This window comes from Priestia megaterium NBRC 15308 = ATCC 14581 (genome assembly GCF_000832985.1).
Classification (GTDB): Bacteria; Bacillota; Bacilli; order Bacillales; family Bacillaceae_H; genus Priestia; species Priestia megaterium.
Genome location: NZ_CP009920.1, coordinates 3,000,508 through 3,024,838, shown reverse-complemented (window position 1 = coordinate 3,024,838; position 24,331 = coordinate 3,000,508). Strand labels below are relative to the sequence as shown.

Genomic DNA, 24,331 nt, shown 5'->3' with positions numbered 1-24,331 from the left:
CAGAAAGGAGTGCCACAATGTGTGAATACAATTAAATCTTTGTACCCTTACTTAAAACCTTACAAATGGCTCGCGCTGTTTGCCCCGCTATTGATGGTAATTGAAGTGTTAGCTGACCTTCTTCAGCCTACTATTATGCAGCATATCATTGATTATGGCATTGCAAACAACGATCAAACATATGTTATCACTCGAAGCATCCTTATGCTTGTGTTAGCAGTCATTGGCTTAGCTGCCGGTATCGTCTGCGCCATCCTTAGCACAAAAGCGGCAGTAAATTTTTCTACCGATATTCGGAAATCGCTTTTTGAAAAAATTGAAAACCTCTCAAACAGCAACAGAGACAAACTAGGGACTGGTCACTTAATTACCGTCATGACAAATGATGTAACGAGTATTCAAAACGCATTGAATATGACGCTAAAAGTATTAGTTAGAGGTCCTTTACTTTTTGCAGGAAGTATTGTGATCGTGTTATTAACCGCTCGTTCTTTGTTTCCTATTATCGTCGTGGTCGTCCCTATTTTATTTTTATGCATTTGGTTTGTGATCACGAAAGCTGGAAAACTTTTTAAAAAAGTTCAGCAAAGCGTTGATCGTGTAAATACAAAAGTCCAAGAAAATTTATCAGGGATGCGTGTAGTAAAAGCGTATGTAAGAGAATCGTATGAAATCAATCAGTTTAAAGAAGCAAACAGTTCCTTGACGCGAGCTAATATGAGTGCTGTTCAGCTTATTTCGCTTTTAATGCCCGTTATTTTATTTGTAGTAAATATCGGAATGGTAGCTACTCTATGGCTGGGAGGACTTCAAGTCGAAGCAGGAAAAATTGAAGCAGGTGTGATTTTAGCTTTTATTAATTACTTAACGATTATTTTAAACGGACTTATGTCAAGCAGCATGATGCTGATGCAAATTACACGCGCATTCCCTTCAGCTGAACGAATCGATTCTGTTTTAAAAACAAAAATAGACATCCCTCCAGCAAACTCTGCTGCTCAAATCAACAGACTTAAAGGTGATCTATCGTTTCAAAACGTTACATACAGCTATAGTAAAAATGGCGAAAACGTATTAAAAGATATTTCGTTCACTGCTAGACACGGAGAAACCATTGGCATTATCGGCTCTACTGGAAGCGGGAAGTCGACGCTTGCAAAACTTATTTCCCGGTTATATGATCCTGATGACGGCGAAATCTTCGTAGATGGAAAAAACCTTACGGACTATGACGTAAAAGTGCTTCGCTCATCCATTGGGTTTATTCCTCAAAAAGCTACGCTGTTTACCGGCACGATTGATATGAATATTCGAATGGGAAAAGATCAGGCTTCTTCCTCAGAAATTGAAGATGCTGCGGATTTTGCATGCGCAACGGAGTTTATTGAAAAACTTCCAGAAAGATATGAGTATCCTTTAACGCGAGGAGCAACCAATTTATCAGGAGGGCAAAAGCAACGTCTTTCAATCGCGCGTGCATTTGTTAGAAAGCCCGCTATCCTGGTCATCGATGATGCAACTTCGGCATTAGACGCTGTCTCAGAAGCGCAGGTACTAAAACATTTAAAAGAAGAGTTTGCAGATGCGACCGTTATCATTATTGCTTCTAAAATTTCGTCTCTTCTCCACGCTGATCATATTATCGTCATGGATGAAGGCAAAATTGCTGAACAAGGGACTCATGAAGAATTGCTTCGTTATCGCTCTCTTTATTACGACATTTACCTTGCACAAGGCGGAAAAGAGGCGTTGCCTAGTGAATAACCAAGGTAAAAATCAAATGAGCTCTATTCGTGGCCCTAGAGGAATGATGAAAGGCCCTGTAGTTAAGCCAAAAAATGCGAAAAAAACACTGTACAGAATCTGGTCATATATGGGGAAACGAAAACCTCCGCTTGCGGCTGCGATAATCTTAGTTATTGTGACTTCCCTACTTAATTTATTAGGCCCTTATTTAATTGGGGTTATTATTGATGAGCATATTATTCCCAAAGATATCAGCGGAACGATACGAATGTCCCTTATTCTTGCAGGAATTTATATTACGACATCTTTGTTAACATGGCTGCAAACCTATTTAATGGTGAACGTTTCGTTTACGACTATTGGAATGCTTCGACAAGATTTATTTGCAAAGCTTCAGACTCTCTCCCTTCGCTTTTTTGACAAACGAGCTCACGGAGAGTTAATGAGCAGAGTCACAAATGATATTGATAATCTAAACAGCGCTCTAAGTCAAAGCGTTATTCAGGCTCTGTCCTCTATTTTGTCTTTAGTCGGCATTACCATTGCGATGTTCTCGCTCAACTGGATTCTTGCCATTATCACGCTGATTGTTATTCCCTTGATGGTTATAATCGTTCGACAAATATTAAAACGAAGCAGTGAAAATTTTGTCAAACGCCAAAAAGACTTAGGCGAGCTAAACGGCTTTGTAGAAGAAGCAATCTCTGGAGGAGAAGTTGTTACGCTTTTTAGTAAGGAAAAAGACTTTTTAACTGTTTTTAATGAACGAAATGAACAGCTGAGAAGTTCAGCAACAAAAGCGGAAACATTTTCAGGCTTTTTAGGTCCTGTCACAAACTTTATTAACAACTTAGGCTTAGCACTAGTGATCGGAGCGGGAGCATTTATGGCTGTTCAAGGTAGCGTTACAGTTGGGATGATTGCTTCATTTGTTAACTACTCACGTCAGTTCTCTCGCCCAATCAGTCAAATGGCAAACTTAGTAAACACCATTCTTTCGGCTATTGCCGGCGCAGAGCGCGTGTTTGCGATTATGGATGAGCAGCCGGACGTCACAAACAAGCCAAACGCTCTTTCTGTTACAAAATTTGCAGGAGACGTTGCTTTTGAGAATGTATCATTTGGCTATAACGATGAAAAAATGATTTTAAAAAATGTTACACTGACAGCAAAAAAAGGTGAAATGGTTGCTTTGGTCGGTCCGACAGGTTCTGGTAAAACAACCATCATTAACTTGCTCACACGATTTTATGACATCTCAAACGGAGACATTAAAATTGACGGACGTTCCATCAGTGACTATAACATTCATGATTTACGAAACCGAATCGGCATTGTTCTTCAAGATACCTATTTATTTTCCGGTACGATTGCGGATAACATTCGATTTGGCCGGTTAGATGCCAGCGACGAAGAAGTGAAAAGCGCCGCAAAGATGGCCAATGCTCATTCGTTTATCAAACATTTGCCCCAGCAATACAATACCGTGATTTCAGCTGGCGGAGGAAATTTAAGTGAAGGTCAAAAGCAGCTTTTATCGATTGCTCGAGCCATGCTTTCTGACTGTGATATTTTAATTTTAGACGAAGCTACTTCCAACATTGATACAAAAACAGAAATTGATATTCAACGAGGAATGAGTAATCTATTAAAAGGAAAAACAAGCTTTGTCATTGCCCACCGCCTTAAAACGATTGAAAATGCAGATCAAATCCTTGTCTTAAAAGACGGACAAATTATTGAAGAAGGAAATCATCGCGAGCTGCTAGAGAAACAAGGGTTTTATCACAAGCTCTATACGCAGCAGTTTACGATTTAAAAGCGGCTAAAATAAAAAGTATGTTAGTTTAAGGAAGGTCCGAACGAGTACTCGTTCGGACCTTTTCATTGTGTTGGTAAACGTAGGGTTCATCCAGTTAGTTGCTTCTAGCTGTTGATTGGAGGGCAAGGCGAAGACTCCTGCGGGAACAGCGGAAGGGATGAGACCCCGCAGGAGCGCAAGCAACGAGGAGGCTCAGCGGCCGCCCGCGGAAAGCGAAGCCTTGCATGGAAATCAACAGCGGTGTAATAAATGGTCGATACGAGCTCCTTTATTTCATTTGTTTGTCTTTAGATTGAATTGATGTAGTTATGTCTCAATCTCTTTTTCGTTCTATCATTTATCTATTACAGCTACAATTTTCCCTTTTACTCGACGAGTCGCCAGTTCATCTAATGCTGCTGGCACTTCTTCTAGTGAAATGACTTTTTCCACGAGTGCATTTAGCGTATTTTCTTGTAAAAGCAAAAGCATTCTATTTCCCATCTCAGCAAGTTTTTGCTGTTCTTTTACGTTATTAGACTGATGTACACTTCCTAATGCAACTTGATGAAACGATAGTGGGTGCGCAAACGAAATCGCCTCGTTTACATTAGGCGGTCCTGCGATGAATGCAATTTGACCATTAAAAGCAAGAGCCTTTACCGACTCGTCTGCATTGTCTCGTCCAACGGTATCCAAGACTAAATTTACACCGATTCCATCGGTAAGCTCCAGCACTTTTTTCACAAAGTCTTCTTTACGGTAGTCGATTACATAATCAGCACCTAAACTTTTTACAAACTCATGATTGGCAGAAGATGCGGTTGTGAGCACTGTAAGGCCTGCATTTTTGGCAAGCTGAATGGCAAACCCTCCAACCCCTCCAGCACCTGCGTGAATTAAAATCGTTTGCCCTTTTGAAGCGTTCATTTTATGAAACAATGCCTGATATGCTGTATATCCCGCACATGGAATAGCCGCAGCGTCTTCGAATGAAACCCCTTGCGGAATAAGAGAAACTGTGTGGGCTGTTGTCACTCCGTATTGTGCAAACCCGCCTTTTTTTGATAAATCGCTATGATATACAACGCGGTCTCCGACTTTGACAGTTGTGACTTCTTCTCCCACTTCCTCGACAACGCCCGCTGAATCAAGTCCTAATACGTGAGGATATGTCCAACTAGGATTACCGCCGTTTCCAGTTTTATAATCTACAGGGTTCAAAGCAGTAGCTTTAATTTTAACTAAAATTTCACCTTTAGCTGGATGCGGCTTTTGGATATTTCCGACTTTCATCTCACTTACTTTCCCTTTGCCTTCTAGCAGTAAAGCTTTCATCAAGATCTCCCCTTTTACATTTCTTCCTTCAATTAAAAGTTCTTTTTCAGTATAATAAATACATGTTGTTTACAAAAGACGGCACTTTCATGTAACCAGGTACCTTACCGGTAACCTAGGTCTATGGATATTAAATTATTATATCCATATTTCATATCTGTTTATGAATGGAGGATTAACGGTGAAAGCACCCCACTATAATGTACCTGTTGAAGCAACGCTTGAAGTAATCGCCGGGAAATGGAAAGTCGTTATTTTATGCCTATTAAAAGAAGGTGAAAAACGTTTTAGTGAACTTCAGCGAGCTATGCCTGCTATTACCAAAAAAATGCTGTCTCAACAGCTAAAAGAATTAGAAAAAGACGGTGTGGTCAATAGAAAAGTATACAATGAAGTTCCTCCTAAAGTAGAGTACTCACTCAGTGAAGAAGGCGAAACCTTACGAGAAATTTTAAATATGATGTGCGCATGGGGAGATAGAAGAATGGGAAACACCCCAAATTGCAGCTAAGTTCTCCTAGCGGCTCTGTTAAAACAAACGAATAGCTATTGCCAGAAGCTATTCGTTTTTGTTTTATCTATTCTCCTACTCTTTCTTGCGATTCGCCCCTGTGTAAGAACATCTGACAACACTATAGAATTCTTTCTCATTTTCAGCTATGATGATGTCGAACGATGCAGCCAGAATTGTCGAAATAAAACTCAAGAATGATAGGTGATCCAATGATGCAATTAGGTTTAGATTTATCCCAAAAACAACTATTAAAATTGGCCATGACACCTGAATTACGTCAGTCTATCAACATTTTAAATTATTCTACGGCCGATTTAGTTCATTATCTTCATCAACAAGTCAATGAAAATCCTGTAATTAAACTGTCTGCTGGCGACTCTCAGCAAAAAGATTCATTTGATACTCGAGAACAGCGTTCATATTCAAAAGGTTATACCGATGACGAGTATAATCCGTTTAATTATATATCTGATCAAACTGTGACATTAGAGAGTCATTTATTAGAGCAACTGTCTATGCTAAATCATTTACACACACACCAAAAACACATCGTTCAATTTCTAATTGGAAACTTAAATAAAAACGGCTTTTTAGCAATTGAGCCAAAATTGGCAGCCGAACTGCTGAATGTTTCAATTAACGAAGTCAACGATATGATTCACGTTTTACAAAGCTTTGATCCGATTGGCGTGGGCGCTCAAAATTTTGTCGATTCACTGCTTATTCAAATTAAGGCCAAAAAGTCAAAGCCTCCTCTTTTATACGACGTGGTAAAACACGATATTGAAGATATTGCCAACAAAAAATATCGGAACATTTCAAAAAAATACTCTATTTCGATGCGTGAAGTACAAGAAATTGTTGACTGCTTGCGGACATTAAATCCTCGTCCAGCAGGAGATTTCCATGTCCCGCTTACAAAGTACATCTCGCCTGATGTAACGGTACAAAAAGTTGACGGTCGCTATCATCTTATTCTTCATAGCGAGCTGCTTCCGCCCATCGAAATTAACGGCACCTACCAAAAGCTGGTTCATCGCCCTGCATGCGTAACAACCGATCGATACGTACAGGAAAAAATTCATGAAGCTACTTGGCTAATCAATAGTATTGAGCAGCGTAATGCGACGATTTACAACGTGTCCAAAGCCATTGTGGAACATCAGCAAGATTTTTTTGAAATGGGTATTTCGGGGCTAAAGCCGCTTACCTTAAAAGATATTGCTCAAAAAATAGACTGTCACGAATCAACGGTAAGTCGTGCGACTAACGGAAAGTATATTCAAACGCCACGCGGGCTGTTTGAGTTAAAATACTTTTTCACCAATTCTTTAGAGCGAACTGATGGCGAACAAAGCAATTCTACTGCCTTTATAAAAGAAAAAATCAAAACATTAATTGCCGAAGAAAATAAATTAAAACCTCTTTCAGATCAAAAACTCATGTCTCTTCTTTCCAGCGAAGGAATTCAAATTTCAAGAAGAACAGTAGCTAAATACCGTGAAGAAGCAGGAATTGAAAGTTCTTCTAAGCGGCGACGATTTTAATATTGCTTATTCTAAATTACAGCTTTATCCCTACTAAAAAGAACCCGTTGATTTTACTCAACGGGTTCTTTTTATCGGTTTCCAATAAATAAAAGCCATATGATATTGATACGTATATTCATATGTGCCATTTATTTTCTTTGCATAGTGTAAAATAATCTTCTCAGTTTCTAACTTGTCAATATCTTTAGAAAGCACCTTTGTCGAGTTCTTCTTGATGAGATCTTCGTACGTCTCATAGGTTACCGTTTTGGTTATAGGAACCAGCTTACAATCTGCGTAAATACCCAGTTCATATAAAATATTTAGTAAGTCAATATATTCCTTACGGCGCCATTTAATCTCGTACCCAAGCTTTCTATGTAACTCTACGTAGTGAGGCTTTTCTGGACCCGTTGACATGCCTATAACCGCCAAACGATTAGCCGAATCATTCATATTTAAGAGACCATCGACAATATTATGCATACGGTAAAAACAGTTTATTCCTACTACGGCATCGTAGTTATCTGTTAGACGCTCATACTCCCATTTACCTTCTATGAACTTTAGATTAGAGCGGGCATCTGATTGCCTTTGTAAGTAGCGAATAATGCTTGGCGAACAATCCATACACGTAAGTTCTTTTACATAATCAGCAATCGAAAACGTATAATTTCCCCAGCCAGGGCCAATTTCCATAACAGAGTCATTTGGATTCAAAAAAGCAAGGAGTTCTTGTTGAAGCTGTTTTACTACAGGGTCATTTACTGAATTAAAAGACATTTTCTCTAAATACTGCTGCCAAAATTCATCTTCAGCTCGGTCGTTTATCATCCGTTCCGATATTGAACCGTCCCATTCTTTCAGTCCTTCTTGCCACTTTTTTACACGATCACTTTCATATACCGAAAATTTTGTAAGCTGCATGCCTTCACGTTCCCCTCTTTTATACGTAAACCTATACTATCATAAAGAAAAAGAGAGTTCCTTTTTAAACTGGAACTCTCTTTTTATATTAGTTAAATTATGCTGCTGCCTCTTCCTCTGTGTGATGCTTCTCTTTTCTGGCATTGATATAAAACATTATCAATGAAAGAGTGATGAAGATTGCTGCAAAGATTCCAAGTACGCCAGCCTGATGCCATACATAGCCGAAATCATCACCAATTGAAATGATTTCACGGAAACCGCGAATTGCATAGGTCATAGGCAAGTACGGATTAATTGCCTGGAAGAATTCCGGCACAAGTGCTTTAGGGAATGTACCAGCACTGCCGCCAATTTGAAGCAACAGAATAATGAAGGCTAAATACTGCCCTACTTTTCCTAACCCTGTTGTTAAGAACAAGATAAGTGTAAAGAACGTCACACCTGTAATCATGGTAAAGATATAGAAGTGCCAAATGCTTGTTACGTTTAAATGCAAGCCCCATAGAAGAGCTGTAACAGCAATCGCTGCCTGCAGCATACCTACAATAGTGATGACACTAAACTTACTTAGGAACCACGAAATGCCTGATGTCGGTCGAATTGATGGCTCTTTCATTGGATATACCGCTGAAAACATTAACGTTCCCGCAAACAAGCCAATACATAAGATGTATGGAGCTAATCCGACACCGTACTTATCTACGTTGTTTTGTTTATCTGATTTTAAATCCGTCGGATTTGAAAACATGCTATATGTTTTATCATCCGCTTTAACATCTTTTGCATCTTTTGCACCATCTGCTAAAGATGAATGAAGCTCGCTTGTTCCATCTGATAATTTAGATGAACCATCATATAGTTTAGACGAACCATTTGTTAACTCTTTAGAACCATTTGCTAATTTGGTTGCCCCGTTTTCTAGCTGTGTTAAACCATTTGCTAGCGCTGCGCTTCCTTGTTCAGACTTCTTAAGTCCATCCACAATTTGCTGCTGCCCGTCAGCAAGCTTTCCAGCTCCTGCATGAGCGTCAGCTATACCGCTGTTCAGCTCTGCAAATTTATTGTTGAACTGCTTTTCTCCGTCCGCTAATTTAACAGCACCGTTATATACTTTCGTTTGTCCATCGTACAGCTGACTTTGTCCGTCAGCAATTTTATTAATTGCGCTTTGAATATCTTCTCCGCCTTTAGAAAGCTTTTGCAGCGCCGCAGATAACTCTTGCACTTTATCTACTTTTGCTTTTAACTGCTCTGCTTTTTGCTGCTGTTCATCCATAAACTGCTGAGACGTCAGCTTTTTAATTCCTGCAATCAGCGTTTGTTTTTGCTCATCAGGAATGGACTCGTTGCTGTTAATGCTGTCAATGAGAGCTTGCTGCTGCTGTTCAAACTCTGCTTTTTTTGAATCAACCTGCTGTTTAATCTGCGTAATTTCCTGCTCCGCTTGATTAATTTGCTGCGTAACGCTGCTCACTTCAGCGTCCACTTGATTTAAACCGCTTGTGAACTGCGGAAGCTTTCCTTGAAGTGTCTGCGTTCCATCATTAAGTTGTTTGGTTGCATTTTGTAACTTTGACAATCCATCTCGAACACCAACAGCTCCAGTTTCTAATTGACTAGAAGCACTATATAATTGACTGCTTCCACTCTCTAACTTCCCTAAACCGCTGTTTAGGCTGCCTAAGTTTTCATTAATTGTGTCCGCACCGTTTAGTAGCTTAGCTGCACCAGCATTTAAATCTGTTGCTCCTTTTCGTGCATCCGTTAACCCATTTGCTAATTTAGCTGTACCGTCTTCGAATGTAACCGTGCTGTCTGCTAATTTTTTCATGTTATCTCGCAGCGTTTTCGAGCCATTTTCTAGCTCTCCTGCACCGTCACTTGCTTTTTGAAGACCGTCCGCTACTTGTTTAAAGCTGTCAAATACCGTTTCAGCATACTGCTTTGTGACTGCTTCTTTAATTTGATCATTGATTTTAGCCACTGCATTTGAGCTAATTTGAGCGCCTGAATAGTTCTTTCCGGCATTTGTATGGTAGATAAATTTCATTTTTTTAGGATCTTTATCCATTAATGTTGTTGCATTTTTGGAGAAATTTTTTGGAATTTCTAAAACTAAATAGTAGTCCTCATTTTTTAAGCCTTCTAACGCTTTTTCTTTGTTCGTAAATTTCCAGTCAAATTTATCGTTTTTCTTTAAATCATCAACAAAATCACGACCGACATTCAATTTCTTTCCATCTAATGTAGCACCTTTATCTTCATTTACCACTGCAACTGGAATTTGATCTGTTTTTCCATATGGATCCCAGTAAGCAGATAAAAAGATGACATTATAAAGTAATGGAACAAATAACAATCCGCAAATCACAACAATAGTCATTGGTTTGGAAAAGATTTTTTTCCATTCTCCTTTAATCATATTCATGTTTTTTAGCCTCCAATAATCCTTACTTCCGTCTGACCGTTTGACCGTTTGACCGAAAAACATTTTCGGTCATTAAGTTCTGATTAATGTTACCATATTCACAAGAATAAGGTCAATCGTTATTCTGTAATTAAAAGCTGATTTTAGCAGAAAGTTTAAAATCAGCTTTTTAAGATAACGTTCACACTAAATATCAAGCTTAAATCATGAGCTTCATTCGCATCGTTCTTAATAAATGCCCGTCAAATTCATCATCAAATTCATCCACAAGCTGGAAACCTTTTGATTGATAGAATGCACGGCCTATTCCGTTTTCCCTTTCTACGTTAATGTAAACGATTTTTAATTCCTTCGAGCGCTTCATTCCTTTTTCTAACAATTGCGAACCGATTCCTTTCCCTTGATAAGCAGGAAGTATATAGATAGATCCTAGTTCTATTTCCCCTCTGTTTTGTAGTCGGAAAAAGTTAGCGTACCCTACGATTTTCTCATCAATAGTTGCTACATAAATGAACGAATTGCGCAAGCGCCACAGCAGCCTTTTATTGGAGTATGCTTCTGAAAGAAACCGATTCTGAACGCTTCTAGGAATAATTCCTTCATATGTATCATACCAGCTCATCTTTGCGACGTATTGAACAGACGTAATATCTTCTTTTCTCATTTTGCGAATGATTACCTCCACTCACATCCCTCCTGACAATTTGCTGCTAAAATCGTACATAATTTCACCTGAAAAATATAGTTATAAATATATATTTTTAATTGTAACGCTCTAGAAGCATTGATTGATTTTAGAACCTTATGTATAATCGAGATAGATACAAATTGAAAATGATTATCATTAACAGGAGTGCTGAATGATGAATTTAACTACCGTGAGTATTGGCGACAAAGTAAAAGTTAAAAACATTGAATTTTTAGATAGATCATTAGAACGCCGCCTTCTTTCTTTTGGAGTAAAAAAAGGCTGCGAACTATGCATGAAGCAAAAAACCATCTTAGGGGGACCTTGTATTATTGAATGTCAAGGTCAAATGATTAGCATCCGAAAACGCGATGCGGCTAAAATTGAGGTTGAGACAGCATGAGTACAATTGCACTTTTAGGAAATCCAAACACAGGAAAAACTTCTTTATTCAATATATTAACAGATTCCTATGAATACGTAGGAAACTGGAGCGGTGTAACCGTGGAAAAGAAAGTTGGGTCTATTAAAAAGCAAAACAGCCAGCTGGTTGATTTGCCGGGTGTGTATGATTTTACTCCTCTTTCTTCAGATGAAGCAGTGGTAACTAACTTTTTGTTAACCGGAGAATTTAACAGTATGCTGAATATTGTAGACGCTTCTCAGTTTGAAAGAAGCATGCATCTCACTATTCAAGCCTTGGAATATGGAAAGCCATTAGTAATCGGCTTAAATATGATTGATGTAGCGGAAAAACGCGGATTGACTTTCCATTTGGAAAAGCTTAGCAAATCATTACATATTCCAGTTTCTGCAATTATTGCCCGCAATGGAAAAGGAATTAATGAGCTTCTCTCCACTTTGAAGCAAGATTTAAAAGCCCCGTTATTTCAATTAAATTACGGGGAAACCGCTGAACAAGCAATTCATATGATTCAAACAAAAGCGGATGTCAGCAGATGGATTGCCATTCAATTTTTAGCGGAAAATAGCGTAATCGAATCAACGTTAAAAGAAAAAACGAGTTACTCAGAGCTGCTTGAGCTTCGAAAAGCGGCTGTACAAAAATTAACCAAGCCGCTTAGCGAGCATTTCTTCGACGTGCGTACAGCATTTATCGAGCGCATTTCCAGCGAGTGTATCATAAAGGGCAGCGAAACACCTCTAACCTTCACAGATCGAATCGATCGAATTGTGACGCATAAGTGGCTTGGTCTCCCTATTTTTCTTGGCTTAATGTATTTGATTTTTAATATTACGTTTACTTGGATTGGCGTTCCTCTTTCTGATAAACTGGACGGTTTTTTTGGCGGAACGCTTAGTAAAGGCGCTGATTCTCTTCTAAATGCAGCTGGTGCTGCTCCATTTATTCATGATTTAATTGTGGACGGCATCATCGCAGGCGTAGGCGGCGTATTAGTATTTGTACCACAAATTTTTGTCCTGTTCTTTTTCATTTCACTGCTTGAAGATTCAGGATACATGGCTCGAATTGCTGTAGTAATGGATCGTATCATGGAATTTTTCGGTTTGAACGGAAAAGCATTTATTCCGATGATTATTAGCTTTGGATGTAACGTACCGGGGATCATGGCCGCACGTACAATTGAACAGCGAAAAGAGCGTCTTATGACCATTTTAGTAAATCCATTTATGAGCTGCTCAGCACGCCTTCCTGTATACGCTTTGTTTGTAGGTGCGTTTTTTGTGCAAAACGGAGCAGCTGTGGTGTTTTCTATGTACTTGCTTGGCATTATTTTAGCACTTGTTGTAACGAAAATTTTATCAGTAACGCTTCTTAAAGACGAACAATCAACTTTTATTGTTGAACTTCCTCCTTACCGCGTACCTCAAGCTAAGACTCTTTGGAGAAGCACGTGGGAAAAAGGCCGAAATTTCGTCCGAAAAGCAGGTACGGTTATTTTAGCTGGCTCTGTATTTATCTGGCTATCATCTTACGCTGGCCCTGGCGGTTTTGGAGTAGATATGGAAAATAGCTTTATGGCTATTATTGGAGGTGCTATCGCTCCGCTATTTATCCCTTTAGGTTTTGCGACATGGCAAGCTGTAGCATCACTGATTACAGGCTTCCTAGCAAAAGAAGTGGTTGTTTCGACTATGAGCATCATTTATAAAGTACAAGAAGGACAGCTTGGCGACACAATGAAGACATTCTTTACACCGCTAACAGCCTATACGTTTATGGTGTTTGTTCTTCTTTATGTTCCGTGTCTAGCAACCGTCGCTGTTATTCGACGAGAAACCGGCTCATTGAAATGGACAGCATTTGCTGTGGCCTACCCTTTGGTTGTCGCTTATCTCGTAGCTTTGCTTGTACACACTATTGGAAAAGTACTTGGTTTTTCTTAAAAGGAGTGAATAACATTGATTATTAACATTTTAATTGGGGTTTTAATATTTGGATATGCCCTTTATCATATGACAAAATTCTTCCGCAAGAGTACTCAGGGAAAATGTGCAAGCTGCGCACAGCAATCTTCTTGTGCAACGGATGATTGCGGTATTGACTGGGATAAAACGATTCAAGAGGCTCAAAATCAATCATCTTAATACATTAAAAAAGCATCCTAATAGATGGGATGCTTTTTTAATGTTACGCAACTAGTTTTAAAATGAGATGAGAAAGGACTTCCTTTTCCTCTTCACTGCTGACTTTCCATAATTCATGAAGGACTTTTTCTTCTCGGTTTCGAGGCTCCTCATTTTTGGCTAAATAGCTAGCCACTTTTTTTGTAGCAGCTGCTAATTGTTCCTCATTTAACCCGAGTTTTTTACCGACATGGACTTTTTGAGTTAAATAATCAGTAAACGTATCAAAATTCTGCAAAATTGCTTCTTTTTTCTCCGTCCCTAAATTATCTACCGTATCTTCAATTTTATTCATGTCTTTTGTAGTTCCTTCATTCATTTGACTCACAGTTAACATCTCCCTTTTAGTGAATAGACTGGTATGTTCTTTCACGCTCAGCTTCTGGTTTTTCGTCTGGCGTCATCTTTTCCTTACTTATTTCAGAAGTTGCATCTTTCACTTTTTCACCAATTTGCTGTAAATCACTTTTAGCATCTTCTACCGTCGATTTTGCATCATGCGTAACGCTTTTCACATCTTCTGCTTGCTTAAAGAAATCTTCGTTTACACGCTCGTACAAATGTTTAGCATCATTAATTGCGTCTTTTAGCAAATTTGATGCGTTTTTCATTTGCTGCACCATTTTTTCTTTTGTTTCTTGAGGGTTCTCTTTTACTTGATTAATCATGTTTGCAGAAGAGTCCTTTAATGTAACGGCTCTTCTTTTAACAGATGAGCGAGTTTTATTATCAAGTAATGTTATACATCCACCCACAACTGCCCCGACAACAACACCTTTTACTAGCTTGCTGCTACAGCTTTTTCCAGCGCTAACAGCAGTAGGGCTATTAGCTGTCTGTGGATTGTTATTGATTCCTACATCGTTATTAATGCCTGCGCTGTTGCTTAAAGCAGGGTTTTGTAATTCAGATCGGTTTCTTTCCATTTTTACTGCCTCCTTTAGCATTGTTATTGAGTGATTTCCCACCTTTCTTTATCTTTAAACAATTGAACACAAAAAACATGACTAAAGGCCACCTTTTAGCTCCCACTAGTCAAGAATAACTATGTAATAAAAAAGCTCCCCTTTTTTAACAGAAAAGCGCAAGCCGGATTTTTGTAAAAGGATTGTCAGCACCGGTATAATAAGAAGTACTTTAAAAGAAATCTTATACTATTGGTCATAGGGGTGAAGCAATTGAGCCAGCTTAATAAGGAATTTAACTGTGAAAAAGAATTAACGCTTGCTATTATCGGCGGAAAATGGAAGATGCTGATACTATGGCACTTAGGACGTGAAGGAACAAAACGGTTCGGGGAACTAAAATCGCTTATTCCTGATATTACGCCACGCATGCTGGTTAACCAGCTGCGGGAACTGGAAGAAGATCTAATTGTTAACCGTAAAGTTTATCCTGTCGTACCACCTAAAGTCGAATACTCACTTACAAAAGAAGGAGAAAGTTTAATGCCTATTTTGACAGCCATGTACGATTGGGGTAAAAATTACCGTGATACAGTGCTGATCAATCAAGAACAAAAGGCAGAAACGTTAATTAAATAATGGAAACTAATCCTTCTATTCCATAGTTTTTATTTTTTTATGCGGATGATATTAATCAATATCATCCGCATTTTCAATGAAAATTAAGCGGTTACAAGACTGATATGTCCATTAGTATACTTCTGTATACTATCATTCCCCACACTATTTGTGGGAAAAGTGCGTACTTTTAAGAACCTCAAACTGCGGGTACAATAACTACACCAGCTGCTTTTTATGTAAAAAAGCACAAAAGGTATCTATAGATTTCTATAAGGAGTGGAGTAGAATGGAATTACAATTAGCATTAGATCTTGTTAATATTTCTCAAGCAAAAGAGGTAGTAAAAGAAGTTGAAGAACATATTGATATCGTGGAAATCGGTACACCTGTTGTAATCAATGAAGGGCTTCGCGCCGTTAAAGAAATTAAAGAAGCATTTCCTAATTTAAAAGTATTAGCTGACCTAAAAATTATGGATGCAGCTGGCTATGAAGTACAGCAAGCTTCTCAAGCCGGAGCAGACATCATTACCATCTTAGGTGTGGCTGAAGATATGTCAATTAAAGGTGCAGTTGAAGAAGCGAAAAAACAAGGTAAAAAAATTCTAGTCGATATGATTGGGGTAAAAGATATTAAAGGACGCGCAAAAGAGCTAGACGAATTTGGCGTTGACTATATCTGTGTACACACAGGATACGACCTTCAAGCAGTTGGCCAAAACTCTTTTGAAGATTTAGTAACAATCAAAAGCGTTGTAAAAAATGCAAAAACAGCTGTTGCTGGCGGCATTAAATTAGAGTCTTTACCTGAAGTAGTAAAAGCACAGCCTGATCTTGTTATCGTTGGCGGAGGCATCACGAGCCAAGACGATAAAAAATCAGTTGCTTCTCAAATGAAAGAGCTTATTACAAATTAAGGAGCTTTCTATGCAGACGAGCGAACATTTAAAAACGGTTATGAATGAGCTTTTACAAACAACGGCTCTAATCGCTGACGATGAAGCTGAACAGCTTGTAAATGGCATCATCTCATCTAAAAAAGTGTTTGTCACTGGAGCAGGCCGTTCAGGTCTTATGGGCAAGTCATTTGCTATGCGTATGATGCATATGGGCATTGATGCGTATGTTATTGGAGAAACCGTGACGTCCACTTTCACGCAGGATGATTTATTAATCATCGGATCAGGTTCTGGGGAGACGAAGAGCTTGATTCCTATCGCTCAAAAAGCAAAAGAACTTGGAGGAAAAGTTGGAGTAGTCACAATTTCTCCCGATTCCACGCTTGGCAAGCTGGCTGATTTTATCGTGAAGCTGCCCGGTGCTCCTAAGGATCAAGAACAAAACAGTTATCAAACAGTACAGCCTATGGCGTCACTGTTTGAACAAACGCTTCTTCTCTTCTACGATGCGCTGATTCTTCGCTTCATGGAGAAGAAAGAACTTGATACCCATACAATGTACGGAAAGCATGCAAATTTAGAATAAAAAAAGGTCTTGCTCTAGGCAAGACCTTTTTTGTTTTGAAACTTTCTATTTCACCAAATATTTATTTATCGCATAACTAAATGTACTCTATCGTTAACTTTCTTCAAAAACCCTATTCGAATTTTGTTGCATCTCTATAAAACGGCTGCCCTGCGACTTTAATGGATTCTGTTGGGCATCCTTCATACGCTTCCATCATCTCATCTTGCTGATGTTCAGGAACCTCTTTTGTTCCTTCATTGTTATCTAGCACTGCATAAGCAAGACCTTCTGAATCATAATCATAAAGATCTGGTGCGCTCCCTCCACATGCTCCGCAAGCAATACATGTTTCCTTATCTACCATCGTAAAAGCCATAAAAAAACCTCCTTTACCTTTTCACTTTCTCTTTCAGAAAGTTACGTTCAGTATAAGAAGGTTTTTTTAAATTCGTCTTAAATTATTTACTTGGATTCTCCGATATTCTCAAACATTTCATCTACATTTGGCTTTTTCTTAATTAATCCTGACTCTTTTAACCAGTCCACATTTGACTGCCATGATTCTTTCGTTTGACTGCCAAATCCGTGTTCAGACTTCATTTTCGGAAGTAAAATATTTAAACTTTTTGTTTCCACGTCTTTTTCAAGAGGGAAGTTTGATTTATCTTGGTTATCTAATAGAATTTGAAGTGATTCTTTTGGATGCTTCTCTGTGTACTCATATCCTTTTGTCGCAGCACGCCAAAACGCTTTAATCGTATCAGAATCTTTTGCCCACGTTTGATCCCCAGTAACTGCCACTAGCTCATAGTAAGATGGTACGCCGTAATCCGAAGGATCAATGTCAACCGTTTTGTATCCTTTTTTGTGAAGCAATGGTACTTCGTGATTAATATATGCCCCTATTACAGCATCTACTTTTTTACTAATCAGCGATGAATTTAACTCAAATCCTACGTCTACTAGTTTTACTTTATTCGGATCTCCTCCATCACTTTTCACCATTTTCTTTAGAACAGATTCACTTAATGGCGTTCCGCTGTAGCCTACTACTTTTCCTTCTAAATCTTTAGGACGCTTAATACCGCTATCTTTCAGCGCCACAACTCGGTTTAGCGGAGATCTTACAATCGCTCCTACCGACTTTACCGGCACATCTTCGTTTGCTCGTGCCATTGCTACATCAGGCTGATAATAAAGGCCGAGCGTAACTTTCCCCGCAGCTGCTAAATTAAGCGAGTCTGTTGGATTAGCAGGAAACTGTACTTTTACATTCAGCCCTTCTTTTTTGAAATATCCTTTTTCTTGTGCAGCGTAAATGAAGCTGTGCACTGCATTTGGATACCAATCAAGCATAATTGTAACGTCTTTTAATTTTTTACTGTCACCAGCTTTATTTTCCTTGTTCTGACCACAAGCAGCGAGCATCAAAACAAGCATCAGGCTTAAGCCAATTACAAACCATTTTTTCATTCTGTTTTCCTCCACTTTAATGAACGTTTTTCAAAACCTGCTACAATAATAAAGAATAAAATACCAAGCGCGGATAAAATTACAATTGGTGCAAATACACCAGCTGCATCAAACTGTGTCATCATGCGACGACTGAAATATCCTAAGCCTGCTTGTGCACCTAACCATTCGCCAATGGCAGCACCTATTATACTAAAGGTAACCGCTACTTTGAGCCCTGAATAAAAATGAGGCAGTGCAGAAGGAATGTTCAACTTAAAGAAAATATCTTTTTTTGTTGCTCCCATCGTTAACATGAGTTCTTTTAACTCTTTGTTTGTGGAACGAAGCCCGTCAAACGTGCTAACGGTAATGGGGAAAAATGTAATTAATACGGTCACAATCACTTTGCTCCAAATGGAGTAGCCAAACCAGAGAACAAATACAGGAGCAATGGCAATGGTCGGGATCATTTGTGACGCAATAATAAGCGGATAGAAAGCACGCTCAATAAGCGGGCTCCAATTCATCCACACGGCCAGCAGAACCCCTAGCACAACGGATATAACCAGTCCAATTACGACAATAGATAACGTAGCTGGTAAATGCTTAAACAATAAATCCATTCGCAAATCCCAAAGCTTCGTTAAAATACCGGTGGGCGTTGGTAAAATAAACGGATAGTTTACAATGCGTGCTCCAATTTCCCAAGCAGCCAGTAAAATGACTACTAATATCACTGAAGCTCCGTACTTTTTCATGTGTTCACCTTCGATCTAAGCTGTTCAATTAAATAATCTTTCACGTCAAGCACACGCTGTTGATTCAAATCTTTTTGCGTTCGAGGTCTGCTAAGCGGCACTTGAATCTCTTCAAGATGACTTACCGGCTTGTCTGAAAAGATAAAAATACGATCTGATAAAAAAAGCGCTTCGTTTACGTCATGAGTGATAAATAAGATGGTGTGCTTACGCTTTTGCCATTGTTCAAGCAGCCATTCTTGCATCGACAAACGCGTAATGGCATCAAGCGCACTAAAAGGCTCATCTAAAAGCAGCACGTTAGAACCGCTTAATACCGTTCGCAGAAAAGAAACACGCTGCTTCATCCCTCCAGATAAATCACTTGGAAAACGGTTTTCATACCCTTTTAAACCAAACTCTTCGAGCAGCTGAGATACTTGTCTATGAGCACTTGCTTTTGACACATTGTGAAGCTCAAGCGGCAGCGCTGCATTGTCTAAAATCGTGCGCCACGGAAGAAGCAAATCTTGCTGCGGCATGTAGCCTACTTTTCCAAGCCGTTTTTCATAAGACTGTCCGTTAATCACGATATCGCCTTCACTCTGCTGTTCAAGACCTGTAATGAGACGAAACAACGTACTTTTCCCAGAACCGCTCGCTCCAACGATACTGACAAACTCGCCTTCTTTCACATCTAAGTTTAATGATGTTAAAATCGGTTGATCACCGTTTTTGTACGTAAAACTGACGTTTTGAAAAGATAACACAGACTTATTCATGAATTGGCCACATCGCTTCGTTATAAGCCATATCCCAGAACATATATTCAAAACGCGTTGTATTTAAGAAAATTTCTTCGAGCTTTTCTAATTCCGCTTCTGATTTGTCTTCAGTAAGTGAGTCGAATAAATTAATACACCATGTCGCTAGTTCTCCAAATTCTTCTGAGCTGTACATTTCAATCCACTCACGATAAAACTCATTGTTAGCTCCAGGCTTTTCACTGAGTTCTTTTCCTATTTCCCAGTAGCTCCACATACAAGGCAAAAGAGCCGCCACTAATTCAGCTAATGTTCCGCTTTGACCAACGTGCAGCATATAGTGTGTGTATGCAAGCGTTGTAGGAGATGGCTGCGCTTTTTCTAATTCTTTTTCGCTGATTTCAATTTTCTTGGCATACTCACGGTGCAGGCTCATTTCTTCGTTTAATGTAGAATCCAAAAGTGCAGCAAATTCCCCCATCGTTTGAAGATCGGTAGCTTTCATGGCTCCAATCGCAAATAATTTGGCATAATCAATTAGGTAAAGGTAATCTTGAATCATGTAAAAGCGAAACTTCTCCTTTTCAAGCGTTCCGTCTCCCATTCCCTGTACAAAGGGATGATTATGATTTTGACGCCAAATAGGCTGCAGCTTTTCGTATAATCGCTCACTAAATTTCATGATGATCACTCCTTATGCGTATGCAGCCACGTATAAATGAACTGCACCATCACTTTTGTATATTGAATAAGCTGATTCATATCTAATTGTTCATTCACAGCATGTGCATTTGCTAAATTCCCCGGACCGTAAATAGCCGCCGGAATCCCCGCATCAGCTAGCCAACCGCCATCTGTTACGCTAGTTGACACATCGATTGGAGGCTTTTTCCCTTCAATTTGTTCATGAGTATTTGCAAGCAGCTGTACTCCAGCATGATTTTCATCAATTTCTAATGACGGGAAGATTTCTCCTCTGTCTTCAATCATTGATGTGCCTCCCCATTCAAAGGTTGGCAGGTTATCTTTTAACCATGGATCTGCTTTTGCAATAGCTAAAATGTATTCTTCCACTTCTTTTGATACTTGGTCGTATGATTCATTGGGATAATAGTGAACGGTGATCCACAGCCTGCATTCATCTGCAATAAACGCAGCATGCCTTCCCCCTTCGATTACTGCTGGATTAATCGTATTTGTTCCCGGCAAAAATCCTGGATAGCTTTTTGTAACAGCCCAGTGGCGCTCCAATTCTTGCAGCCCTCCGATCACTTTTGCCATCTTTTCAATAGCACTCGCAGCTAACAGCCCTCCTCCAGCATGAATCATACTTCGGCGTGTACCGTCATGATAGGTTTTACTGCTTTTTATCGTAATCCATCCCGTGATCACTCCGCCTTGACCTTGAATATGTAAATCACTCGTATCGGCAACAAGCGCAAAGTCAGCTGTATATCCTTTCTGACAGCATTGCAGCGTACCTGCCTCTCCCACTTCTTCTCCTACAACGGATTCAAAAATCAAGTCTCCCGGCAGTTCGATTCCTGCTTCTGTTAGAAGCTGAACTGCAAATAATGCTCCTGCCAAGCCGCCTTTCATATCAGCAACTCCGCGTCCGATTATCATGTTGTCTTTTACCACAGCTTCAAACGGATTTGTCTCCCACTTTTCATTTTCTTGTACCTCAGCTACATCCATATGCCCGTTAATAATTAAGCTTTGATAGTCAGCTGATTTTTTCCCTTTTAACGTGCCCACTACAATAGGATCGTTGCAATATAAATCCCACATATCGATGGAAAAACCGCAGTTTTTAAGGAAATCCGCTACGTAGCGCTGCGCTTCATGAGAATTCCGTGCAGGAGGCGCCGGCGTTTTATATGAAACAAGCGTTTTTAATAACTGGACTAGCTCCCCTTTGCGCTCCTCTACCTGTTTGACAAGCAAATCAATTGTTTCTTCCATGTATGACACCTTCCTTTACGCATAAAAAAACACTTCTTTCGCAGGAAAGAAGTGTTTTTGTTTATATACAAAAAATTATTATAACGAGTTCGTAAGGAAATACCATACAAAACATCCATTACAATACCTCTTTCCTACGCTAGTATTACCTAGTTCAGGTTATAAGGGTTAAGACTTCTCGTCTCTCTCAGCTTAGAAAGCACCCCTAGTGGCGTTGTATCTCTATAAAATTAAACGATTATCATATGTTTACCTGTAATAGTTTTATCATAGTAAAGCGTTTTATTCAATAGAAAGGTTCATTATTCAGCAATGAAAATAGTTTCCTTTTTAGGAAAACAAAAAGCACACACCTTTTCAAGCAGTGTGTGCTCTTTACTTTTATAAGCTTACTAGTTAACTATCGGCTTCTTTAAAAATACATCGTTTTTCCATTCAGACAGGAAGAAGCGCAAGTTTTTGCCCCGGTCTCACTAACGAAAGCAGCTCATGATCTTCTTCTATCACATACCCAATCACATTCACATTAGCATTTGCAGGCAAATTCGTTTTAGCTATTTGAACCTCTCCTCTGTAACGTCCGTAGCCATCATTGTCCATTGTAATTGCTCCCATTCTGCGTTCTACTGTATGAAATGGCGGCACTGGTTTTACAGATCGAGTATCAACTAAACGCAGAACGTCTCTTGATACATCCGGACGCACGCTGTACGTTCCCTCTATATGAGGTGAACGAATGCGCAGCGGAATAATGCGGCTTTCTTGATATTGAACCAAACGCTTTAATAAACTTGAACCGGCGCATGGATCTCCAATATAAACCTCTGCTACTCCGCATCCGTATAAATCTACTGCAGAAGTAAAAGGACATCTATTACGGTCTTTTTCTCTAGTAGGAAGACCTTGATAAACAGGGCCTCTTTTTTCGTCTTCTCCAGGAATATAAGCGCAGACTGGAATACGAAGTTCATTAAATAAATCTGTCTGCTGTTGAAAAAACGTTTCTTCAAGCCCTGTTTCAGGCCGCGGATAAAAATTATGCCATGCAAGCAGCTGATGATGATGAAGACCTGCAGATAAGAGTGCTTCAATTTCTTGTTTGGATAACGTACTTGCATTAACAGCAATATAAAATTCATTCGCAAGCGAAAGAGTTTCTTCTGCGCTAAAGCCATCGTCTAGTCTAATACCAGATACGCCAAGTGAAGATAGCGACATAAGGCTTTCAATACCTAAATGAACTGGCGTATGCTTAGATACGTCTGCATACACGCTTATTCCACAATCTCTAGCCACATGAAGCAATTCTTTTGCCCGTTCAGCCAAATCTCCTTTTTCTTCTGGAATGTGAAGCGAAGTGAATGCACGTGTGACGCCGCACTCACTCGCTTCTATTAATTTTTTGGGGGCATCACTATCATTTAAATAAAACGAAATGCCAATCATTCAAACTCCCTCGCCATTTCATCGTTAAATCCAAAGAAATAGGTACAAATAAAGCCTGCCGCGTAAGCAATAACTAATCCAAGTAAATAAAGAAGAATTTGATGCGCATGAACTAAAAACGTAAGCGGTAAACCTGATACTCCCACTGCTACAGTTGCAATATGGAAGTGCGCCTGAAACGCTCCGCCGATTCCAGCTCCAAGACAAGCGGTTAAGAATGGCCGCCCTAAAGGAAGTGTGACTCCAAAAATAAGCGGCTCTCCGATTCCGAGCAGTCCTGAAGGAAGTGCGCCTCCAATTGCTCGCTTTAAACGTTTTTTCTTTGTTTTGATATAAATAGCAAAAGCTGCACCGACCTGACCGGCTCCGCCCATTGCTAGGATAGGAAGAAGCGGATCATCTCCAATTGAATTGATAAGCTCTAAATGAACAGGAGTAAGACCTTGATGCAGTCCTGTAATGACGAGCGGCAAGAATGTTGCTCCTAACACAAAGCCTGCTACAACTCCTCCAATCTCTAAAACTCCTAAAAGACCTTTTGTGATTCCGTCTGAAATCAAGCCGCCGATTGGCATGAATACTACATACGTAATAATGCCTGTAATTAATACCGTAACGGTTGGTGTAATAATAATATCCAGTGACTGAGGGACAAATTTGCGTACTCGTTTTTCTAACATGGCCATAAAGATTGCTGCAAGCAAGACTCCTATTAAGCCACCCCGTCCCGGCAAAAGTGCTTCACCGAAAAGTTTAATATCAGCTACGGCAGGATTAATGACTAAAATACCCGCTAAGCCCCCTAGAGCCGGTGAACCACCAAATTCTTTTGCGGCATTAATACCTACTAAAATACCAAGATAAGCAAATAAGCCGCTTCCGATAACCGTTAATAGAATAGCAATCTGTGAATCTGCAGGAAGCCACTTCGCTTGAACTGCTGCTTTTGTCACTCCGGTGATAAGTCCAGATGCTACAAGAGCAGGTATTAACGGAATAAAAATACTTGCAATTCGGCGAAGCAAAAGCTTAAACGGAGTTGCATTTTTTTCTTTCAGCTCCGATTTCCGCTGAGCCGCACGATTTTCTAAATTAATACCGCCGGATTCATCAATTAACTTTCCGAATTCCTCTGTTACTTTGTTTACTTTTCCAGGACCAATAATAATTTGAAGCGTTTCTTCTTCCACTAATCCGAGCACGCCTTCAAGTTTTCGTATATCCGTCTTTTTTACAATTGAATCATCTTTTACCGTCACACGCAGCCGCGTCATACAATGCGTATACGCTTCAATATTGGATGCTCCCCCAAGCATCTCCAAAACAGCCTTTGCTAATTGATGATTATCTAAAGACATGTTAATCCCCCTTTGTATTTTCCTCTTAGA

Annotated in this window: 25 protein-coding genes and 1 riboswitch; of the genes, 11 read left to right on the top strand and 14 right to left on the bottom strand. The window is 39.4% G+C overall.

The features are described from left to right. Positions 1-21 precede the first annotated feature (21 nt). The 3 genes from BG04_RS16005 to BG04_RS31665 all read left to right on the top strand — a co-directional run bounded on the left by BG04_RS16005 (position 22) and on the right by BG04_RS31665 (position 3,814). The gene (locus tag BG04_RS16005) at positions 22-1,764 is read left to right on the top strand and encodes an ABC transporter ATP-binding protein (protein WP_034654077.1); all 1,743 of its coding nucleotides are present in this window, start codon (positions 22-24) and stop codon (positions 1,762-1,764) included. Positions 1,765-1,780: 16 nt separating this feature from the next. Beyond that, complete coding sequence (locus BG04_RS16000) at positions 1,781-3,565, top strand: ABC transporter ATP-binding protein (RefSeq protein ID WP_034655299.1); 1,785 nt, start codon at positions 1,781-1,783, stop codon at positions 3,563-3,565. Between the two features lie 114 nt (positions 3,566-3,679). Continuing rightward, positions 3,680-3,814: a hypothetical protein gene (locus BG04_RS31665; RefSeq protein ID WP_256656504.1), complete on the top strand. Its 135-nt coding sequence runs from the start codon at positions 3,680-3,682 to the stop codon at positions 3,812-3,814. Positions 3,815-3,901: 87 nt separating this feature from the next. Here the strand turns inward: BG04_RS31665 and BG04_RS15995 are convergent, their stop codons facing one another. Then, a complete protein-coding gene (locus BG04_RS15995) occupies positions 3,902-4,885 on the bottom strand; it encodes a zinc-binding dehydrogenase (protein ID WP_034654079.1) in 984 nt (327 codons plus the stop codon). A 163-nt stretch (positions 4,886-5,048) separates the two neighbouring features. On the opposite strand from BG04_RS15995, the gene BG04_RS15990 reads away from it, so the two are divergent. Both BG04_RS15990 and rpoN read left to right on the top strand, forming a co-directional pair. Continuing rightward, a complete protein-coding gene (locus BG04_RS15990) occupies positions 5,049-5,396 on the top strand; it encodes a winged helix-turn-helix transcriptional regulator (RefSeq protein ID WP_034654080.1) in 348 nt (115 codons plus the stop codon). Between the two features lie 212 nt (positions 5,397-5,608). After that, a complete protein-coding gene (gene rpoN / locus BG04_RS15985) occupies positions 5,609-6,946 on the top strand; it encodes an RNA polymerase factor sigma-54 (protein ID WP_234943178.1) in 1,338 nt (445 codons plus the stop codon). Positions 6,947-7,003: 57 nt separating this feature from the next. On the opposite strand, the gene BG04_RS15980 is transcribed toward rpoN, so the two are convergent. The 3 genes from BG04_RS15980 to BG04_RS15970 form a co-directional block, all read right to left on the bottom strand. Beyond that, a complete protein-coding gene (locus BG04_RS15980) occupies positions 7,004-7,855 on the bottom strand; it encodes a class I SAM-dependent methyltransferase (RefSeq protein ID WP_034654085.1) in 852 nt (283 codons plus the stop codon). 97 nt (positions 7,856-7,952) lie between these two features. Further along, the gene (locus BG04_RS15975; RefSeq protein WP_034654088.1) at positions 7,953-10,286 is read right to left on the bottom strand and encodes a YhgE/Pip domain-containing protein; all 2,334 of its coding nucleotides are present in this window, start codon (positions 10,284-10,286) and stop codon (positions 7,953-7,955) included. Positions 10,287-10,485: 199 nt separating this feature from the next. Further along, on the bottom strand, positions 10,486-10,950 hold the full coding sequence (locus BG04_RS15970) for a GNAT family N-acetyltransferase (protein ID WP_034269646.1): 465 nt from the start codon (positions 10,948-10,950) through the stop codon (positions 10,486-10,488). 196 nt (positions 10,951-11,146) lie between these two features. Here BG04_RS15970 and BG04_RS15965 point away from each other — a divergent pair, with 196 nt between their 5' ends. The 3 genes from BG04_RS15965 to BG04_RS15955 are packed head-to-tail and all read left to right on the top strand — an operon-like array spanning position 11,147 to position 13,545. Further along, positions 11,147-11,377, top strand: a complete 231-nt coding sequence (locus tag BG04_RS15965; RefSeq protein ID WP_013055605.1) for a FeoA family protein — start codon at positions 11,147-11,149, stop codon at positions 11,375-11,377. Next, positions 11,374-13,344 (top strand): ferrous iron transport protein B, encoded by a 1,971-nt coding sequence (gene feoB, locus BG04_RS15960; protein ID WP_034654089.1) that lies wholly within the window; start codon positions 11,374-11,376, stop codon positions 13,342-13,344. Before BG04_RS15965 ends, feoB begins: the two co-directional genes overlap by 4 nt. A 15-nt stretch (positions 13,345-13,359) precedes the next feature. Then, a complete protein-coding gene (locus tag BG04_RS15955; RefSeq protein ID WP_013081918.1) occupies positions 13,360-13,545 on the top strand; it encodes a FeoB-associated Cys-rich membrane protein in 186 nt (61 codons plus the stop codon). Between the two features lie 43 nt (positions 13,546-13,588). Here BG04_RS15955 and BG04_RS15950 read toward each other — a convergent pair whose 3' ends face one another. After that, the gene (locus BG04_RS15950; protein ID WP_080743193.1) at positions 13,589-13,912 is read right to left on the bottom strand and encodes a DUF3243 domain-containing protein; all 324 of its coding nucleotides are present in this window, start codon (positions 13,910-13,912) and stop codon (positions 13,589-13,591) included. A 16-nt stretch (positions 13,913-13,928) separates the two neighbouring features. Beyond that, entirely contained in the window at positions 13,929-14,510 is a 582-nt protein-coding gene (locus tag BG04_RS15945; RefSeq protein ID WP_016763184.1) for a hypothetical protein, read from the bottom strand. A gap of 252 nt (positions 14,511-14,762) precedes the next feature. On the opposite strand from BG04_RS15945, the gene hxlR reads away from it, so the two are divergent. The 3 genes from hxlR to hxlB all read left to right on the top strand — a co-directional run bounded on the left by hxlR (position 14,763) and on the right by hxlB (position 16,594). Next, complete coding sequence (gene hxlR / locus BG04_RS15940) at positions 14,763-15,128, top strand: transcriptional activator HxlR (RefSeq protein WP_013055600.1); 366 nt, start codon at positions 14,763-14,765, stop codon at positions 15,126-15,128. A 268-nt stretch (positions 15,129-15,396) separates the two neighbouring features. Continuing rightward, the gene (gene hxlA, locus BG04_RS15935) at positions 15,397-16,026 is read left to right on the top strand and encodes a 3-hexulose-6-phosphate synthase (RefSeq protein WP_013055599.1); all 630 of its coding nucleotides are present in this window, start codon (positions 15,397-15,399) and stop codon (positions 16,024-16,026) included. A gap of 10 nt (positions 16,027-16,036) precedes the next feature. Next, the gene (hxlB, locus tag BG04_RS15930) at positions 16,037-16,594 is read left to right on the top strand and encodes a 6-phospho-3-hexuloisomerase (RefSeq protein ID WP_016763182.1); all 558 of its coding nucleotides are present in this window, start codon (positions 16,037-16,039) and stop codon (positions 16,592-16,594) included. A 112-nt stretch (positions 16,595-16,706) separates the two neighbouring features. Here hxlB and BG04_RS15925 read toward each other — a convergent pair whose 3' ends face one another. From BG04_RS15925 to BG04_RS15890, 8 genes are all read right to left on the bottom strand, one after another. Next, positions 16,707-16,952 (bottom strand): ferredoxin, encoded by a 246-nt coding sequence (locus BG04_RS15925; RefSeq protein ID WP_016763181.1) that lies wholly within the window; start codon positions 16,950-16,952, stop codon positions 16,707-16,709. An 86-nt stretch (positions 16,953-17,038) separates the two neighbouring features. Further along, on the bottom strand, positions 17,039-18,049 hold the full coding sequence (locus tag BG04_RS15920) for an ABC transporter substrate-binding protein (RefSeq protein WP_016763180.1): 1,011 nt from the start codon (positions 18,047-18,049) through the stop codon (positions 17,039-17,041). Continuing rightward, positions 18,046-18,789: an ABC transporter permease gene (locus BG04_RS15915; protein WP_013081912.1), complete on the bottom strand. Its 744-nt coding sequence runs from the start codon at positions 18,787-18,789 to the stop codon at positions 18,046-18,048. The genes BG04_RS15920 and BG04_RS15915 overlap by 4 nt, the downstream gene beginning before the upstream one ends. Next, a complete protein-coding gene (locus BG04_RS15910) occupies positions 18,786-19,550 on the bottom strand; it encodes an ABC transporter ATP-binding protein (RefSeq protein ID WP_013081911.1) in 765 nt (254 codons plus the stop codon). The genes BG04_RS15915 and BG04_RS15910 overlap by 4 nt, the downstream gene beginning before the upstream one ends. Next, positions 19,543-20,214 carry a thiaminase II gene (tenA, locus tag BG04_RS15905; protein ID WP_034654093.1) on the bottom strand — a complete coding sequence of 224 codons (672 nt, stop codon included), beginning with the start codon at positions 20,212-20,214 and terminating at the stop codon, positions 19,543-19,545. Before tenA ends, BG04_RS15910 begins: the two co-directional genes overlap by 8 nt. Positions 20,215-20,219: 5 nt before the next feature. Then, the gene (locus BG04_RS15900) at positions 20,220-21,497 is read right to left on the bottom strand and encodes an acetylornithine deacetylase (protein ID WP_034654095.1); all 1,278 of its coding nucleotides are present in this window, start codon (positions 21,495-21,497) and stop codon (positions 20,220-20,222) included. A 114-nt stretch (positions 21,498-21,611) separates the two neighbouring features. Continuing rightward, a riboswitch (TPP riboswitch) is annotated at positions 21,612-21,714 on the bottom strand. Between the two features lie 218 nt (positions 21,715-21,932). Beyond that, positions 21,933-22,943: a MupG family TIM beta-alpha barrel fold protein gene (locus BG04_RS15895; protein ID WP_034654097.1), complete on the bottom strand. Its 1,011-nt coding sequence runs from the start codon at positions 22,941-22,943 to the stop codon at positions 21,933-21,935. Next, positions 22,940-24,301 (bottom strand): PTS transporter subunit EIIC, encoded by a 1,362-nt coding sequence (locus BG04_RS15890; RefSeq protein ID WP_034654098.1) that lies wholly within the window; start codon positions 24,299-24,301, stop codon positions 22,940-22,942. The genes BG04_RS15895 and BG04_RS15890 overlap by 4 nt, the downstream gene beginning before the upstream one ends. Positions 24,302-24,331: the final 30 nt, after the last annotated feature.

Coding starts and splice junctions, on each gene's coding strand:
- BG04_RS16000 (WP_034655299.1), top strand. CDS start 1,781: ATGAGCTCTATTCGTGGCCCTAGAGGAATGATGAAAGGCCCTGTAGTT.
- BG04_RS15995 (WP_034654079.1), bottom strand. CDS start 4,885: ATGAAAGCTTTACTGCTAGAAGGCAAAGGGAAAGTAAGTGAGATGAAA.
- BG04_RS15990 (WP_034654080.1), top strand. CDS start 5,049: ATGAATGGAGGATTAACGGTGAAAGCACCCCACTATAATGTACCTGTT.
- rpoN (WP_234943178.1), top strand. CDS start 5,609: ATGATGCAATTAGGTTTAGATTTATCCCAAAAACAACTATTAAAATTG.
- BG04_RS15980 (WP_034654085.1), bottom strand. CDS start 7,855: ATGCAGCTTACAAAATTTTCGGTATATGAAAGTGATCGTGTAAAAAAG.
- BG04_RS15975 (WP_034654088.1), bottom strand. CDS start 10,286: ATGAATATGATTAAAGGAGAATGGAAAAAAATCTTTTCCAAACCAATG.
- BG04_RS15970 (WP_034269646.1), bottom strand. CDS start 10,950: ATGAGAAAAGAAGATATTACGTCTGTTCAATACGTCGCAAAGATGAGC.
- BG04_RS15965 (WP_013055605.1), top strand. CDS start 11,147: ATGATGAATTTAACTACCGTGAGTATTGGCGACAAAGTAAAAGTTAAA.
- feoB (WP_034654089.1), top strand. CDS start 11,374: ATGAGTACAATTGCACTTTTAGGAAATCCAAACACAGGAAAAACTTCT.
- BG04_RS15945 (WP_016763184.1), bottom strand. CDS start 14,510: ATGGAAAGAAACCGATCTGAATTACAAAACCCTGCTTTAAGCAACAGC.
- hxlA (WP_013055599.1), top strand. CDS start 15,397: ATGGAATTACAATTAGCATTAGATCTTGTTAATATTTCTCAAGCAAAA.
- hxlB (WP_016763182.1), top strand. CDS start 16,037: ATGCAGACGAGCGAACATTTAAAAACGGTTATGAATGAGCTTTTACAA.
- BG04_RS15925 (WP_016763181.1), bottom strand. CDS start 16,952: ATGGCTTTTACGATGGTAGATAAGGAAACATGTATTGCTTGCGGAGCA.
- BG04_RS15920 (WP_016763180.1), bottom strand. CDS start 18,049: ATGAAAAAATGGTTTGTAATTGGCTTAAGCCTGATGCTTGTTTTGATG.
- BG04_RS15915 (WP_013081912.1), bottom strand. CDS start 18,789: ATGAAAAAGTACGGAGCTTCAGTGATATTAGTAGTCATTTTACTGGCT.
- BG04_RS15910 (WP_013081911.1), bottom strand. CDS start 19,550: ATGAATAAGTCTGTGTTATCTTTTCAAAACGTCAGTTTTACGTACAAA.
- tenA (WP_034654093.1), bottom strand. CDS start 20,214: ATGAAATTTAGTGAGCGATTATACGAAAAGCTGCAGCCTATTTGGCGT.
- BG04_RS15900 (WP_034654095.1), bottom strand. CDS start 21,497: ATGGAAGAAACAATTGATTTGCTTGTCAAACAGGTAGAGGAGCGCAAA.
- BG04_RS15895 (WP_034654097.1), bottom strand. CDS start 22,943: ATGATTGGCATTTCGTTTTATTTAAATGATAGTGATGCCCCCAAAAAA.
- BG04_RS15890 (WP_034654098.1), bottom strand. CDS start 24,301: ATGTCTTTAGATAATCATCAATTAGCAAAGGCTGTTTTGGAGATGCTT.